This window comes from Cronobacter sp. EKM101R, assembly GCF_963888145.1.
GTDB classification, from domain to species: Bacteria; Pseudomonadota; Gammaproteobacteria; order Enterobacterales; family Enterobacteriaceae; genus Cronobacter; species Cronobacter turicensis.
In genome coordinates this window covers 164,457-178,302 of sequence record NZ_CAWPHW010000042.1, presented here as the reverse complement: position 1 = coordinate 178,302, position 13,846 = coordinate 164,457, and the positions used below count along the sequence as shown (strand labels likewise).

Annotated in this window: 13 protein-coding genes; 6 read left to right on the top strand and 7 right to left on the bottom strand. The window is 58.7% G+C overall.

Going from position 1 to position 13,846, the window contains the following annotated elements:
* Positions 1 to 29: 29 nt before the first annotated feature.
* Entirely contained in the window at positions 30 to 356 is a 327-nt protein-coding gene (locus AACV31_RS18275; RefSeq protein WP_339379917.1) for a type II toxin-antitoxin system CcdA family antitoxin, read from the top strand.
* Position 357: 1 nt separating this feature from the next.
* Complete coding sequence (locus tag AACV31_RS18270; protein ID WP_165155165.1) at positions 358 to 624, top strand: CcdB family protein; 267 nt, start codon at positions 358 to 360, stop codon at positions 622 to 624.
* A 221-nt stretch (positions 625 to 845) separates the two neighbouring features.
* Here the strand turns inward: AACV31_RS18270 and AACV31_RS18265 are convergent, their stop codons facing one another.
* The 3 genes from AACV31_RS18265 to AACV31_RS18255 all read right to left on the bottom strand — a co-directional run bounded on the left by AACV31_RS18265 (position 846) and on the right by AACV31_RS18255 (position 4,433).
* Positions 846 to 2,174 carry an MFS transporter gene (locus tag AACV31_RS18265; RefSeq protein ID WP_007765262.1) on the bottom strand — a complete coding sequence of 443 codons (1,329 nt, stop codon included), beginning with the start codon at positions 2,172 to 2,174 and terminating at the stop codon, positions 846 to 848.
* Positions 2,175 to 2,446: 272 nt separating this feature from the next.
* Complete coding sequence (gene yhjD, locus AACV31_RS18260) at positions 2,447 to 3,481, bottom strand: inner membrane protein YhjD (RefSeq protein ID WP_105580501.1); 1,035 nt, start codon at positions 3,479 to 3,481, stop codon at positions 2,447 to 2,449.
* 52 nt (positions 3,482 to 3,533) lie between these two features.
* Positions 3,534 to 4,433 (bottom strand): LysR family transcriptional regulator, encoded by a 900-nt coding sequence (locus AACV31_RS18255; RefSeq protein ID WP_007765246.1) that lies wholly within the window; start codon positions 4,431 to 4,433, stop codon positions 3,534 to 3,536.
* A gap of 118 nt (positions 4,434 to 4,551) precedes the next feature.
* On the opposite strand from AACV31_RS18255, the gene AACV31_RS18250 reads away from it, so the two are divergent.
* The gene (locus tag AACV31_RS18250) at positions 4,552 to 5,310 is read left to right on the top strand and encodes an SDR family NAD(P)-dependent oxidoreductase (protein WP_165155167.1); all 759 of its coding nucleotides are present in this window, start codon (positions 4,552 to 4,554) and stop codon (positions 5,308 to 5,310) included.
* 42 nt (positions 5,311 to 5,352) lie between these two features.
* Here the strand turns inward: AACV31_RS18250 and AACV31_RS18245 are convergent, their stop codons facing one another.
* Together AACV31_RS18245 and AACV31_RS18240 are read right to left on the bottom strand one after the other, a co-directional pair.
* Positions 5,353 to 5,751: a YdeI family stress tolerance OB fold protein gene (locus AACV31_RS18245; protein WP_165155169.1), complete on the bottom strand. Its 399-nt coding sequence runs from the start codon at positions 5,749 to 5,751 to the stop codon at positions 5,353 to 5,355.
* A 299-nt stretch (positions 5,752 to 6,050) separates the two neighbouring features.
* Entirely contained in the window at positions 6,051 to 6,623 is a 573-nt protein-coding gene (locus tag AACV31_RS18240) for a GNAT family N-acetyltransferase (RefSeq protein WP_165155171.1), read from the bottom strand.
* Between the two features lie 272 nt (positions 6,624 to 6,895).
* Here AACV31_RS18240 and AACV31_RS18235 point away from each other — a divergent pair, with 272 nt between their 5' ends.
* Positions 6,896 to 8,500, top strand: a complete 1,605-nt coding sequence (locus AACV31_RS18235; RefSeq protein ID WP_165155173.1) for an STY4199 family HEPN domain-containing protein — start codon at positions 6,896 to 6,898, stop codon at positions 8,498 to 8,500.
* A 66-nt stretch (positions 8,501 to 8,566) separates the two neighbouring features.
* Here the strand turns inward: AACV31_RS18235 and gorA are convergent, their stop codons facing one another.
* The gene (gene gorA / locus AACV31_RS18230; protein WP_075197164.1) at positions 8,567 to 9,919 is read right to left on the bottom strand and encodes a glutathione-disulfide reductase; all 1,353 of its coding nucleotides are present in this window, start codon (positions 9,917 to 9,919) and stop codon (positions 8,567 to 8,569) included.
* Between the two features lie 77 nt (positions 9,920 to 9,996).
* Positions 9,997 to 10,839 carry a 23S rRNA (adenine(2030)-N(6))-methyltransferase RlmJ gene (locus AACV31_RS18225; RefSeq protein ID WP_007765213.1) on the bottom strand — a complete coding sequence of 281 codons (843 nt, stop codon included), beginning with the start codon at positions 10,837 to 10,839 and terminating at the stop codon, positions 9,997 to 9,999.
* 192 nt (positions 10,840 to 11,031) lie between these two features.
* Between AACV31_RS18225 and prlC the strand changes: the two genes are divergently transcribed.
* Together prlC and rsmJ are read left to right on the top strand one after the other, a co-directional pair.
* A complete protein-coding gene (gene prlC / locus AACV31_RS18220) occupies positions 11,032 to 13,074 on the top strand; it encodes an oligopeptidase A (RefSeq protein ID WP_165155175.1) in 2,043 nt (680 codons plus the stop codon).
* An 8-nt stretch (positions 13,075 to 13,082) separates the two neighbouring features.
* Complete coding sequence (rsmJ, locus tag AACV31_RS18215) at positions 13,083 to 13,835, top strand: 16S rRNA (guanine(1516)-N(2))-methyltransferase RsmJ (RefSeq protein ID WP_161589823.1); 753 nt, start codon at positions 13,083 to 13,085, stop codon at positions 13,833 to 13,835.
* Positions 13,836 to 13,846: the final 11 nt, after the last annotated feature.

Genomic DNA, 13,846 nt, shown 5'->3' with positions numbered 1-13,846 from the left:
TGGTCTAAGCGTATTCGTAAAAGGCAGGGATGCGTCGCGTGCGGATTGAACGAAAAACCGCCAGGTTTATAATGCTGCCACCCGTGTTAATAACACGGGTGGATCACGAGGGTGATATGAACGTAGCCGTAAAACAGCCAAAAAGGACGGTCAGCGTGACCATAGATGAAGCGTTATATCAGCGCTCCAGGGCGCACGGCATTAATCTCTCGCAGCGGCTAAGTCTGGTGCTGGAAGACGATCTGCGTGAGCTTGAGCGTCAGCAATGGAAAGATGACAACCGCGAAGGGTTGCTGGAATTGAATCGGATCGCCGGGGAGTGCGGTCATTTTGGGGATGAACACCGGAAGTTCTGATATGCAATACCAAATCTATCGCAACACCAGCGCCAATAAAAAATATCCGTATCTGATAGATATACAAAGCGATCTGGTTGATGTGCTGACCACACGTATCGTTATCCCGCTGGTGCCACGTTTTATGGCGCAAAAATCGTTGCCTGAGCGAATGTGCCCGGTTGTTAACGTGGACGGTGATGAGTACATCGTGATGACGCATGAAATGGCGAGCGTGGGTAAAAACGTACTCGGCCAGCATACCGCCAGCGCGTTGCCCTGGCGTTAGCAGATTAAAAACGCCGTCGATTTTGTGTTCGACGGATTTTAAGCTCTACGGCGTGTGCCACCATGCCGGCAAGGTGGGTGCGCTACGCTTACCCACCCTACATCGTCTCTCCCCCGGCACGCAGCCTGTAGGGCGGGTAAGCGCCGCGCACCCGCCAGACCCACAGTTTTACCCCATAAAAAAGGCCGCCCGCAGGCAGCCCTTTTATTAACACGCTTCAATCACAGCGACTGATGACGTGTCTCTTTGGTAGCGATCAGCGCGATAAGCGTCAGCGCCGCCATCGCCGCCAGATAAATTCCCACGTAAAACAGCCCGTAATTCGCCTGCAGCCAGGTGGCGATATACGGCGCGACCGACGCGCCGAGAATCGACGACACATTGTAGGAGAACGACGCGCCGGTGTAGCGCACTTCGGTCGGGAACAGCTCCGGCAGCAGCGCGCCCATCGGGCCAAACGTCAGGCCCATCAGGCTCAGGCCAATCAACAGATACGCCATCACCATCGTCTGGCTGCCGGAACCCAGCAGCGGCGGGAATACGAACAGCGCGAACAGCAGAATCAGCGTGGTAATAACGATCATGCTCTTACGACGCCCGAAACGGTCCGCCAGCAGGCCCGCGATCGGCACCATCAGGCCAAAGCCTATCACCGCCATCATCAGCATCCACAGCACGTCGTTACGCGGGAAGCCCAGTCCGCCCTGCGCCGCAGGCGTGGTGCTGAAGGTCATCGAATAGACCGTCATGATGTAAAACAGCGTATACGTGGCGAGCATAATGAACGTGCCAAGCACCGTGACGCGCATATGTTTCGTCAGCAGCGTGCCAAGCGGCACTTTCACCTGCTTCTTCGCTTTGGCGATTTTGGCGAAAACCGGCGTTTCATGCAGCGACACGCGCACATACAGGCCAATCAGCACCAGCACGGCGGAGAAGATAAACGGCACGCGCCAGCCCCAGCTCATGAACTGCTCGTCGGTCAGCAGCCACGACAGCAGCAGGAACGTGCCGTTGGCAAAGAAGAAGCCGATAGGCGCGCCGAGCTGCGGGAAGGAGCCATACAGCGCGCGTTTATGCGCCGGGGCGTTCTCGGTGGCCAGCAGCGCCGCGCCGCCCCATTCGCCGCCCAGGCCCAGGCCCTGACCGAAGCGCGCCAGCGCCAGCAGCAGCGGGGCCATAATACCGATTGATTCATAGCCTGGCAGAAGGCCGATCAGGACGGTTGAAATGCCCATGGTCAGCAGCGAGGCCACAAGCGTGACCTTACGGCCCACGCGGTCGCCGAAATGACCAAACACCGCGGAACCGATAGGGCGCGCCACGAAGGCGATGGCAAACGTCGCCAGCGACTGTAGCGTCGCGGCGGTCGGATCGCCCTGCGGGAAGAAAATGTGCGGGAACACAATCACCGCCGCGGTGGCGTAAATGTAGAAATCGAAGAACTCAATGGCGGTGCCGATGAGCGAGGCGATGACGACCTTACTGCGCGAATTAACGGGCGTGGCGTCTTGTTCGTTGTCGATGCTGGTGGCGATGGATGCTTGCATAGAATTTTCTTATTTTAGTACCGTCGAAACCCCATATTAGCCACAGCAAAAACGACATTTCAATTCAGCAGACGCCGCCAGGGTGTGCAAAAAACAGGCAAAAAGCGGATAGTTTTAGCGCCAGCTGATTCTCTTCTATGAAATGCTTCACGGAATTTTATATTCAGTCGATAAAACTGGTTTTAGGTTAAATAAAAGTTACACCCTGGATTTTTATTCTGAAAGGAAAGCGGCGGGCTGAAAAAATGCGTTTTCCGGCCCGCGCGAAGGCGTCAGGTATCGCTTTTACCGGGCATCTGCGGGTCGTTTTTATACTGCGCGGTGGCTATCCAGGCGGAGCAGAACAGCGTCAGGCGCGCGAAGAAATAGAAGAACGCCATCAGCCCCAGCACCGAGCCGAACGCCGCGCCGGAGGGCGATTTCACCAGCGACGGCAGCGTATAGGTCATAATGATTTTGATAACTTCAAAGCCAATGGCCGCAATCACGGTGCCGCGCAGCAGCGCTTTTTTGCGCGGGCGATGACGTGGCAGACGCCAGAAAATCCAGAAGAAAAGCAGATAGTTGGCGCAGAAGGAGACCGCAAGCCCGATCATATGCCAGACCGGTTTCAGCCAGCCGATGGCGTCCAGGTGCAGCAGCCGGATAATCGTCTCCTGGGCCGAGCCCGCCACAGAGGTAATAGACATCGTGATGACCAGCGCCACCAGCAGGCCAATCAGCGAAATAAAATCGCGCAGGTATTTCAGCCAGAACTTTTCTTTATCTTCAACCGCGCCGCGCTCCCAGTCGTCACGGAACTGCGCGCGGATAGCCTCGCGCAGATACCCCATCCAGTTCACGCCGGAATAGAGCGCGACGGCAAAGCCGACAATCCCGACGGTGGTGCGCTGCTCCACGGCGGCGTTAATGCTGCTGCTGAGCGTTTTCGCAAGCGTCGGATCGCTGACACTTTGCAGGATTTTATTAAAAATGTCCTGGAGCAGCGTCGGGTGCGAGGCGAGCACAAAACCCGCGACCGCAAACGACACCATCAGGATCGGGATCATCGATAAAAACGAAAAATAGGTAATGGCGGCGCCGAACTGGTTCCCCATACGTTCGTTAAACCGTTCAAAGGCGCGGATCAGATGAGCGACCGCCGGACGGCGCTCCACGTTCTCGACCTTCTGTTTCACGGCGCCGATGACGCCCTCAGCGGGTTTGTCATCGGTTTTTTTCTCTTCAGGGCGCGTATCCAGCTGCGGGACAGGCTGGTATTTCAGATCTTCGGTCGGGCGTTTAGCAGGCTGCTCCGGCGTGGTCATTAGCGTTGATTCCTTTTATTTTTTACAACTTGCTTCCAAGTATAGCCCGCTGCTAGTCAACGTAACCTTTCATGACGGTCGCCAGCCACTCCATAAACAGGTGTACGCGGCGTGAGAGATGCCGCCGGTGCGGATAAATCAGCGAGACCGGCATCGGCGCGGCGCGATATTGCGGCAGCACTTCCACGAGTTTTCCGCTGCGCAGCGCTTCTCGTACGCCGATGCGCGGCACCTGAATAATCCCCAGCCCGGCGAAACAGGCGGCCTGGTAGGTTTCCGTGCTGTTCACCGTCAACACGCCGCCGGTTTGTATCCACTCACTTCCGTTCTCACGCCCGATTTCAAAGCCCGCCGGTCTTGTGCCAAGCGTGGGCGTGTAATGCACCAGCGCGTGCGAGGCGAGATCGTCGAGCGTTTCCGGGCAGCCGAAGCGCGCCAGATAGTCCGGGCTTGCGCAGTTAACCTGGCTTAATTTGCCAAGCGGGCGCGCCACCAGCCCGGAATCCTTCAGCTGGCCGACGCGCACCACGCAGTCGAAGCCTTCGCGCACCACATCCACCAGACGGTCGCTGCTGCCCAGCTCAAGGGCGATGCCGGGGTAGTGGTGAAGAAACTCCGGCAGACGCGGGATCACCACGCTTTGCGCCACCGCGACCGGCATATCAACCCGCAGCCGCCCGCTGACGCTCGCCGGATCGTGCAGAAAGAGCCCATCGAGTTCATCAAGATTCGCGAGCAGATCGCGTGCGCGCTCGTAATAGACCTGGCCGTCCTGAGTAAGATGCACCCGTCGCGTCGTGCGGTGCAGCAGACGCGTGCCGAGCGCGCTCTCCAGCGCCTGCACCTGTCGCGACACGCTGCCTTTCGGCAGGCTCAGGGTCTCGGCGGCGCGGGTAAAGCTCTCCAGCTCCGCGACTCGCACGAATAAACGCATTGCGTGAATTTTATCCATCGCTCACCCTCATTGTTGTTACTAATGAAACAGTAAAGCTTATTTTGCGCTCTTTATCGTTACGGTGTCAGCTAATAAGCTCTTTTTAAATCATCACCCTGACCCAGAAGAGGTATTTATGACGCAACGTATCGCAATCATCACCGGTGGCAGCCGCGGGCTTGGTAAAAACGCAGCGCTGAAGCTCGCTGAGCGTGGAATTGGCGTTTTGCTGACGTACCAGAGTCGGCGGGAAGATGCCGAGGCCGTCGTGCGTGAAATTGAACAAAAAGGCGTGAAAGCAGCGGCTCTTGCATTGGATGTCGCCGATAGCGCATCTTTTAAGACATTCGTTTCGCAGGTGAAGGCGCAGCTGCAACAGACCTGGCAGCGCGACAGTTTTGATTATTTAATCAACAATGCGGGGATTGGCATTTATGCGCCGTTTGGCGAGTTCAGCGAAGTGCAGTTTGATGAGTTAGTGAACATTCACTTCAAAGGACCGTTCTTCCTGACCCAGCAACTGCTGCCGCTGATCAACGATGGCGGGCGCATCCTCAACGTCTCCAGCGGACTGACGCGCTTTGCCCTGCCGGGTTACTCCGCGTATGCCTCGATGAAAGGCGCGATGGAAGTGCTGACGCGCTATCAGGCAAAAGAGCTCGGCAGCCGGAATATTGCGGTGAATATCATTGCGCCAGGCGCGATTGAAACTGATTTCGGCGGAGGGCGGGTGCGCGATAACGAGGAGCTTAACCGCTTTATCGCCTCGCAGACGGCGTTGGGGCGCGTGGGCCTGCCTGATGATATCGGCGCGGCGATAGCGGCGATTATCGGCGACGATCTGGGCTGGATGAATGCGCAGCGAATTGAAGTTTCCGGCGGGATGTTCCTGTAAAAGACCGCCTTGCCCGGCGCAACCGGGCAAGGCAGGGTGGCGTTACTCTTTCTGGAAATGCGTCACGCGAATGCGGTACGGCTGCTGTTTTTTATCCAGCGTGCCGCTGATCCCCACCAGTTCATCCGGGCTGACATCTTTGCCTTCAAAAACCGCCTGCGGGATCATGACGTCGATATCGCCGCCTTTATCGCGGAACTGATAGACATCATCGCCTTTCTTCTTAATCAGATAGCCACGCAGCGTTACGGACGCGCCGTCGTGCATCTCTTTCGCCTGTTTAACGTCTATCGAACGGGCATCCGTGATGCCGCGATAGCCTTCTTTAAGCTGATGCGGCGGCGGCGGCGCTTCGTCGTTTTTGAAGCCACCTTTCTCTTCCGCCAGCGCAGGCAGCGCTAATAACGCGGAAAGCGTTGCGATAATCACTGTTTTTTTCATACGTCTCCCTGTGTTTTTTCAGGTGAATGTCTTTTAAGCCTGGCACAAGGAAGCAAAAACGTCTTTCAGCGTAGTCGCATGTGGAGACCAGGCGGCGGGTGGTTCAGGAGGTCAGACGGCGGGTGCGCTGGCGCTTACCCGCCCTACAGGAGGTCGGTGGTCAGACGGTAGGGCGCTGCGCTTACCCGTCCTACGGGAGGCTGGTGGTCAAATGGCGGGTGCGCTGTGCTTACCCGCCCTACCAAATTACCAAACGGGGCTTCGTAGGGTGGGTAAGCGCCAGCGCACCCACCGTTGCGTCATGGATAACGCTCCGGTGAATAGTCGCGCGCCAGCAGGCCGAACAGCCAGTCGTCATGCCACTGACCGCCAAGAAAATAGCTTTCCCGCAGCGTGCCTTCCTGAAGAAAACCCGCTTTTTCCAGCGTTTTCTTCGAGGCGATGTTGCCGCCGGTCACCGTCGCCGCCAGACGCCTCAGGCCGCAGCCTTCAAAGGCGAGACGGCAGAGCGCGCGCAGCGATTCATAGCCGTAACCCCGCCCCTGAAAGGCGCTGCTCAACAAAAACCCTACCTCCGCGATATCCTCACCGCGCATCACAAAGCCCGTCACGCCGACCGGCTGGCCGCTGCGCTTCTCGCTTATCAGCAAACAGAGCCAGCGGGCGCTTGCGGGCGTCCAGGGCGGCAGACGCGCCGCGAAATCCTGCATCCGCTGCGCGTCAGGGCGCGGGTCAGTCACAAAGCGCATCACATTGTCGTCACGTTGCAGGCTTAAAAAGAACGGCCAGTCGTCGGGCGAGAGGGGCCGGTAGACGAGATGGGCAGAGTCAAACGTCAGCAGGGCGTCGTTAAAAGGCGTGTCGGGGTGCATAGGGTCTCCACGTGGTAAGAGCAGCAAACAGTGTTGCCTGAAAAGCGCGCCGCTGTCATTCCCGCCGCCGCTTCCCCGCTAATTCAGGCAGGGAACGGCGATTTTTCATGCAAAATTCGATGTGTCACTTTTTTTCCGGCCATTTTCAGCTATGTTGTTTCACTGCCCGTCAGCGCAGACAAAAAAATTCAGAAATAACAATATACTTAAGTGAAATTTCGCCCGCTCCGTTTGCGTTTGTGTCGGAGCGTTGAGCGTGAAAAGGATGCAACATGGCCCGCTCCACACAGCCTCTGGTAAGAGAAACATTTGAAACTGCGCTCACGGTTATTCGCCAGGCGTCGGTTGAAATTCTGGTTTTGCTTGGCGTTAACGTTGCGGAGGGCAAAGATCCGCAGTGGTTTTTACAGCAGCTCGATCAGGCGCGTCTGAATCTTGGCAACTGGGCGACCGTCGCCCGACGCCTGAACCTTAACGACGCCGATATGTCGCAGTTCACGTTACAGCTGCGCCATTTACAACAACTGGTGCCGCAGTATGAGAGCGGCCAGGATGTCACAGAAAACCAGCTCCTCGCAGCGCTGCGCTTTGTGACCTGTCTTGAAAAGGTGCGTAACCAGCAGCCGAAACTGGGTTACTCCACCGATATGGATGTGGATAAAGCGCAGATGCAGCCCGACGCGCTGCGCCAGCTGCGCGCGCTGGATCTGACGCTGCGCGGCATGGTGCGCGAAGCCTGGCCGGATGAACAACAGCGCGTTAACCAGCTTAAACAGCTGTGCGGCGGCGATAAAGTACGTCGCTGGCTGAAGATGGGCGACAAGGGCGATATCCTGAGCGGCATGTTATTCAGCGAACTGGCGATGCTGGTGGTGGATAAAAAGCTCTTCGCCCGTCACTACGACAAACTCTTCCAGGGCGCGACCTCGCTGACGCTGTTCGTTGAGCCGCGCAAAACGCTGCAAACCTTGCTGGATGATATTCGTGAGATCCGCAACGACGCCGCGCTCGGCAAACCGCTTTCCGGCGCGCAGGAAGTGATGCTGGATAACTATTTCAACGCCATCAGCGCGCCGCTGCATAAAGCCTGCGGCGAAGGACGCACGCGCGTGAACCCGGCGGCGTTGATGAAAGCCGATGACATGCAGCTGAAAGCGTTTATCGAGCATGCCGCGAAGAAAAACAGCGTAGTCGGCGGCGATATCTTTGAGGTGCGCGACGCCATCGAAAGCCCGAGCCGCCGTCAGGACGGGAAAAAGCAGGAGACGCGCCAGCTGGTCATGGGCGCGGTCTGGGGCGCGGTGGGTCTCGGCGCCATCGCAATGGTCGTGGGCGCGCTGTTTATCGCCAGCGATGCGCTCAGGCCGCCTTCCGCAGAGCGCGAAATGTCCGCGCCCGTCGCCACGGCCATGGCCGCCGAGCCGGAGAATAGCGACGATAGCCCGCGCCATAAGCTCAGCAATATGGGCATCACCTGGGATGAAGAGAACCTGCGGGCGGCTATCGATCGCGATGACAAACTGGTGACGCATCTCTTTCTCGAAGCCGGGATGAACTGGAAAGTCGCCTGGACCGAACAGGCGCTTGCGAAAAACCATGAAGAGACGCTGGAGATGCTGCTGCGCTATCGCCTTCAGATGGACGAGAAAAAACCGTGCCGCCGGATGATCACGACCTTAAGCCACGCGCTGTCGCAGGGCGAGAAAATGACATCCATGCGTAAAGAATATCTTCAGGCGTTTTGTACCTTGCCGGTAGTGGTGGAGCGCCAGAAGTATGAGCTTGAGCAGGCGCAGCTGCGCGCGCAGGCGAACCCGAGCGATGAAACGAAGAAATGGGTGAAGATCCGCGAGACGATTTACCAGTCGATTCGGTAATTTTGCGGCAGCAAAAAGGGGAAGCAGACGCTTCCCCTTCTTTTTACCTGCGGCGCAGATGAGCGCTTAGCGCATCGTTACAAACTCTTCCGCGGCGGTCGGGTGGATGGCGACGGTGTTGTCGAAGTCTTTTTTGGTCGCGCCCATTTTCAGCGCCACCGCAAAGCCCTGCAGCATTTCGTCCATGCCGAAACCGATCCCGTGAATGCCGACGATTTTCTCCTCCGGCCCGACGCAGACCAGCTTCATGCGGCACGGCTGGCGGTGCGTGGTCACAGCGGTGTACATCGCGGTAAACGACGATTTATAGATTTTCACCTCCGCGTCGCCATACTGCTCGCGCGCCTGCGGCTCGGTGAGCCCGACGGTGCCGATGGGCGGGTGGCTGAAGACCACGGTCGGGATGTTGGTATAATCCAGATGCTCATCCGGCTTGTTGTTAAACAGGCGCTCGGAGAGGCGACGGCCTGCCGCGACCGCGACTGGCGTCAGCTCCACCGCGCCGGTATTATCGCCGACGGCGTAAATACCCGGTACGTTAGTGTTCTGGTATTTATCAACGACGATATAGCCTTTTTCGTTAGTTTTAACGCCCGTTGCCGCCAGGTTAACGTTGTCGGTTTCCGGTTCGCGGCCAATCGCCCAGATCAGCGCGTCGACGGTTTCTGAACGGCCATCTTCCAGGCGCAGCGTCAGGCTGCCATCGCTGTTTTTCTCCACGGCTTTCGGCGTCGCATGGGTATGCAGCTGCGGGCCTTCGGCCTGCATCACTTCCACCAGCGTTTCGGAAAGCATCGGATCGAACGTGCGCAGCGGCGCGTGCTTACGCACAAACAGGTGCGTCTTTGCGCCCAGCGCGTTGATAACGCCCGCCAGTTCGACGGCGATATAGCCCGCGCCGACGACCGCCACGCGTTGCGGCATCGCCGACAGCGCGAAGAAACCGTCAGAATCGATACCGTATTCCGCGCCCGGAATATCCGGATGGCTCGGACGGCCGCCGGTCGCGATCAGGATATGATCGGCGGTGATCCGCTCGCCGTTCACTTCAACGGTATGCGCGTCCACAAAGCGGGCGTAACCCTGAATCACATCGACGTTATTCTTGCCCAGCACGTTGTCATACGACGTATGGATGCGATCGATATACGCGGTGCGGCTCGCCACCAGCTTCTGCCAGTCAAAATGATTGACGGTGGTGTCGAACCCGTAATCCGGGCCGTAAAGATGGATAGCCTCGGCGATTTGCGCGGCGTGCCACATGATTTTTTTCGGTACGCAGCCCACGTTGACGCAGGTGCCGCCCAGCGCTTTGGCTTCAATCAGGGCGCATTTCTGGCCGTACATGGCCGCACGGTTGACAGAAGCGATACCGCCACTGCCGCCGCCGATGGCGAGGTAGTCGTAGTGTCTGGTCATGGCTGTTACCTTTTAATAATGATGCGAATTAACGCGATTGTAGTCCTGACGAGCCAGGGTTCCACCTATAGCTGCGATTACTCCGGCACAACCCATTTAAGCGTCGTGTGGCCGGTGCCCGCCGGAACCAGCGCCTTATGCAGCCACGGCAGCAGCGTCGCCATTTGCTGCTCAAGCTTCCACGGCGGGTTGATAACCACCATGCCCGAGGCGGTCATGCCGCGCTGATCGCTGTCCGGGCGTACCGCCAGCTCGATTTGCAGAATGCGGCGGATGCCGGTGGATTCCAGATCGTTCATCATACGCTTGATTTGGTTGCGTAATACTACCGGATACCAGAGGGCATAGACGCCCGTCGCAAAGCGTTTGTAGCCTTCGTTGATTCCCTGAACCACCGCCTGGTAGTCGGTTTTGATTTCGTACGGCGGGTCGATCAGGATCAGGCCGCGGCGCGAAGCGGGCGGCAGCTTCGATTTCAGCTGCTGATAACCGTCGGCGCGCTCGACGCGGGCGCGTTCATCTTTCTGAAATTCGCCGCGCAGCAGCGGGAAATCGCTCGGGTGCAGCTCGGTCAGTTGCAGGCTGTCCTGCGGGCGCAGCAGCTGGCGCGCGATAAGCGGCGAGCCGGGGTAGTAGCGCAGCTGGCCGCTGCGGTTGAAATGCGATACCGCGCTGATGTATGGCTCAAGCTCGGCGGGCAGATCGTCCCGCTGCCAGATGCGCGCGATGCCTTCAAGATATTCCCCCGTGCGCTCGGCGTGTTCGCCGCTCAGCAGATAGCGCCCGGCGCCCGCGTGGGTATCCAGATACAGAAACGGTTTGTCCTTCTCTTTGAGCGATTCAATGATCAGGCTCTGGACGGTATGTTTGAGGACATCGGCGTGGTTGCCGGCGTGGAAGCTGTGGCGGTAACTGAGCATGGAGGATGGGTTTCCAAAAGGCGTAAATGAACATCGATTTTGGACAGTATACCGGAAAGTGGGCGCTTACGGGATGTGCTGTCGTTGCGGGTAAAGCCCAGCGCCAGGCATTGAAATTAACTACACTAAACCCCATGCTACAAGACATTGTCGCTGCAAGATGCGCTTAACAACACTAATCAGGACGCGCTTATGACCAATCCATTACTGACGCCTTTTGAACTGCCGCCGTTTTCCTCCCTTAAACCCGAGCATGTGGTGCCAGCCGTGACAAAGGCGCTGGAAGATTGCCGCGCGCAGGTGGAGGCGGTAGTCGGCCGCGGCGCGCCTTACAGCTGGGAATCGCTCTGCCAGCCGCTGGCGGAAACCGACGACCGACTGGGCCGTATTTTCTCGCCGGTCAGTCATCTGAACTCCGTGAAAAACAGCCCGGAGTTGCGCGAAGCCTATGAGCAGACGCTGCCGCTGCTCTCTGAATACAGCACCTGGGTGGGTCAGCACGAAGGGCTTTACCAGGCCTATCGCGATTTACGCGACGGCGAGAACTACGCGAAGCTCGACACCGCGCAGAAAAAAGCGGTCGATAACGCGCTGCGCGATTTCGAGCTTTCCGGCATTGGCCTGCCGAAAGAGAAGCAAAAACGCTACGGCGAAATCGCCTCGCGTCTCTCTGAGCTTGGCTCGCTCTACAGCAATAACGTGCTGGACGCGACGCAGGGCTGGACGAAGCTGATTACCGATGAATCCGAGCTTTCCGGGATGCCGGAAAGCGCGCTGGCGGCGGCGAAAGCGATGGCCGAAGCCAAAGAGCAGGAAGGCTTCCTGCTGACGCTGGATATCCCAAGCTACCTGCCGGTGATGACCTACTGCGACAACCAGGCGCTTCGCGAAGAGATGTACCGCGCCTACAGCACGCGCGCCTCCGATCAGGGGCCGAACGCGGGCAAATGGGACAACACGCCGGTGATGGAAGAGATCCTCGCGCTGCGTCACGAACTGGCGCAACTGCTGGGCTTTGACAGCTATGCCGACAAATCCCTTGCCACCAAAATGGCGGAAAACCCGCAGCAGGTGCTGGATTTCTTAACCGATCTGGCCAAACGCGCGCGTCCGCAGGGCGAAAAAGAGCTCGCCCAGCTGCGCGCCTTCGCCAAAGCGCACTTCAGCGTCGACGAGCTGCAACCGTGGGATATCGCGTACTACAGCGAAAAACAGAAGCAGCATCTCTACAGCATCAGCGATGAGCAGCTGCGCCCGTATTTCCCGGAAAACAAAGCGGTTAATGGCCTGTTTGAGGTGGTGAAGCGCATTTACGGCATCAGCGCCAAAGAGCGCAAAGATATCGACGTCTGGCATCCTGACGTGCGCTTCTTCGAGCTGTATGACGAGAGCGGCGAGCTGCGCGGCAGCTTTTACCTTGACCTCTACGCGCGTGAGAACAAGCGCGGCGGGGCGTGGATGGATGACTGCGTCGGCCAGATGCGCAAAGCGGACGGCTCGCTGCAAAAACCGGTCGCCTACCTCACCTGTAACTTTAACCGCCCGGTGAGCGGCAAACCGGCGCTGTTCACCCATGACGAAGTGATCACGCTGTTCCATGAATTTGGTCACGGCCTGCACCATATGCTGACCCGCATCGAAACCCCAGGGGTGGCGGGTATCAGCGGCGTGCCGTGGGATGCCGTCGAGCTGCCGAGCCAGTTTATGGAAAACTGGTGCTGGGAGCCGGAGGCGCTGGCGTTTATCTCTGGTCACTATGAAACCGGCGAGCCGCTGCCGCAGGCGCTGCTGGATAAAATGCTGGCCGCGAAAAACTACCAGGCGGCGATGTTCATCCTGCGCCAGCTGGAGTTCGGTCTGTTCGATTTCCGTCTGCATGCGCAGTTCAGCCCGGAGCAGGGCGCGAAAGTGCTGGAGACGCTTGCGGAGATCAAGAAACAGGTCGCCGTGGTGCCGGGCCCGACCTGGGGCCGCTTCCCGCACGCGTTCAGCCATATCTTCGCGGGTGGCTATGCCGCTGGCTACTACAGCTACCTGTGGGCCGACGTACTGGCGGCGGATGCGTATTCCCGCTTTGAAGAAGAGGGGATTTTCAACCGCGAAACCGGGCAGGCGTTCCTTGATAACATCCTGACGCGCGGCGGCTCCGAAGAACCGATGGAACTGTTCAAGCGCTTCCGCGGCCGCGAGCCGCAGCTCGACGCGATGCTGGAACACTACGGCATCCAGGGCTGACAATACGCGTGAACATTTGTCTTATTGATGAAACAGGCGCCGGAGACGGCGCCTTATCTGTTCTGGCGGCCCGCTGGGGGCTGACGCACGACGCGGATAACCCGATGGCGCTGGTGATGACGCCTGCGCATCTTGAACTGCGCAAGCGCGACGAGCCAAAGCTTGGCGGGATTTTTGTCGATTTCGTCGAGGGCGCGATGGCGCACCGGCGTAAGTTCGGCGGCGGACGCGGCGAGGCGGTGGCGAAAGCGGTCGGCATTAAGGGCGGCTACCTGCCGCAGGTGGTGGACGCCACGGCGGGGCTTGGACGCGACGCGTTCGTGCTGGCGTCGGTGGGGTGTCACGTGCGGATGCTGGAGCGTAACCCGGTCGTCGCGGCGCTGCTGGACGACGGCCTGGCGCGCGGCTATCAGGATGCGGAGATCGGGCCGTGGCTGCGCGAGCGCTTACAGCTTATTCACGCCTCCAGCCTGACGGCGCTTGACGCGATAACGCCGCGCCCGGATGTGGTCTATCTCGATCCGATGTTTCCGCATAAGCAGAAAAGCGCGCTGGTGAAAAAGGAGATGCGGGTGTTTCAGTCGCTGGTGGGGCCGGATCTCGATGCAGACGGCTTGCTGGCGCCCGCCCGCAGGCTCGCCATGAAGCGCGTGGTCGTCAAACGCCCGGATTACGCGCCGCCGCTCGGCGACGTCGCGACGCCCAACGCCGTAGTGACGAAAGGCCACCGGTTTGATATCTACGCAGGCACGCCAGCCTGACAACGATTGGC

Coding starts and splice junctions, on each gene's coding strand:
- AACV31_RS18275 (WP_339379917.1), top strand. CDS start 30: ATGCGTCGCGTGCGGATTGAACGAAAAACCGCCAGGTTTATAATGCTG.
- AACV31_RS18270 (WP_165155165.1), top strand. CDS start 358: ATGCAATACCAAATCTATCGCAACACCAGCGCCAATAAAAAATATCCG.
- AACV31_RS18265 (WP_007765262.1), bottom strand. CDS start 2,174: ATGCAAGCATCCATCGCCACCAGCATCGACAACGAACAAGACGCCACG.
- yhjD (WP_105580501.1), bottom strand. CDS start 3,481: ATGACCACGCCGGAGCAGCCTGCTAAACGCCCGACCGAAGATCTGAAA.
- AACV31_RS18255 (WP_007765246.1), bottom strand. CDS start 4,433: ATGGATAAAATTCACGCAATGCGTTTATTCGTGCGAGTCGCGGAGCTG.
- AACV31_RS18250 (WP_165155167.1), top strand. CDS start 4,552: ATGACGCAACGTATCGCAATCATCACCGGTGGCAGCCGCGGGCTTGGT.
- AACV31_RS18245 (WP_165155169.1), bottom strand. CDS start 5,751: ATGAAAAAAACAGTGATTATCGCAACGCTTTCCGCGTTATTAGCGCTG.
- AACV31_RS18240 (WP_165155171.1), bottom strand. CDS start 6,623: ATGCACCCCGACACGCCTTTTAACGACGCCCTGCTGACGTTTGACTCT.
- AACV31_RS18235 (WP_165155173.1), top strand. CDS start 6,896: ATGGCCCGCTCCACACAGCCTCTGGTAAGAGAAACATTTGAAACTGCG.
- gorA (WP_075197164.1), bottom strand. CDS start 9,919: ATGACCAGACACTACGACTACCTCGCCATCGGCGGCGGCAGTGGCGGT.
- AACV31_RS18225 (WP_007765213.1), bottom strand. CDS start 10,839: ATGCTCAGTTACCGCCACAGCTTCCACGCCGGCAACCACGCCGATGTC.
- prlC (WP_165155175.1), top strand. CDS start 11,032: ATGACCAATCCATTACTGACGCCTTTTGAACTGCCGCCGTTTTCCTCC.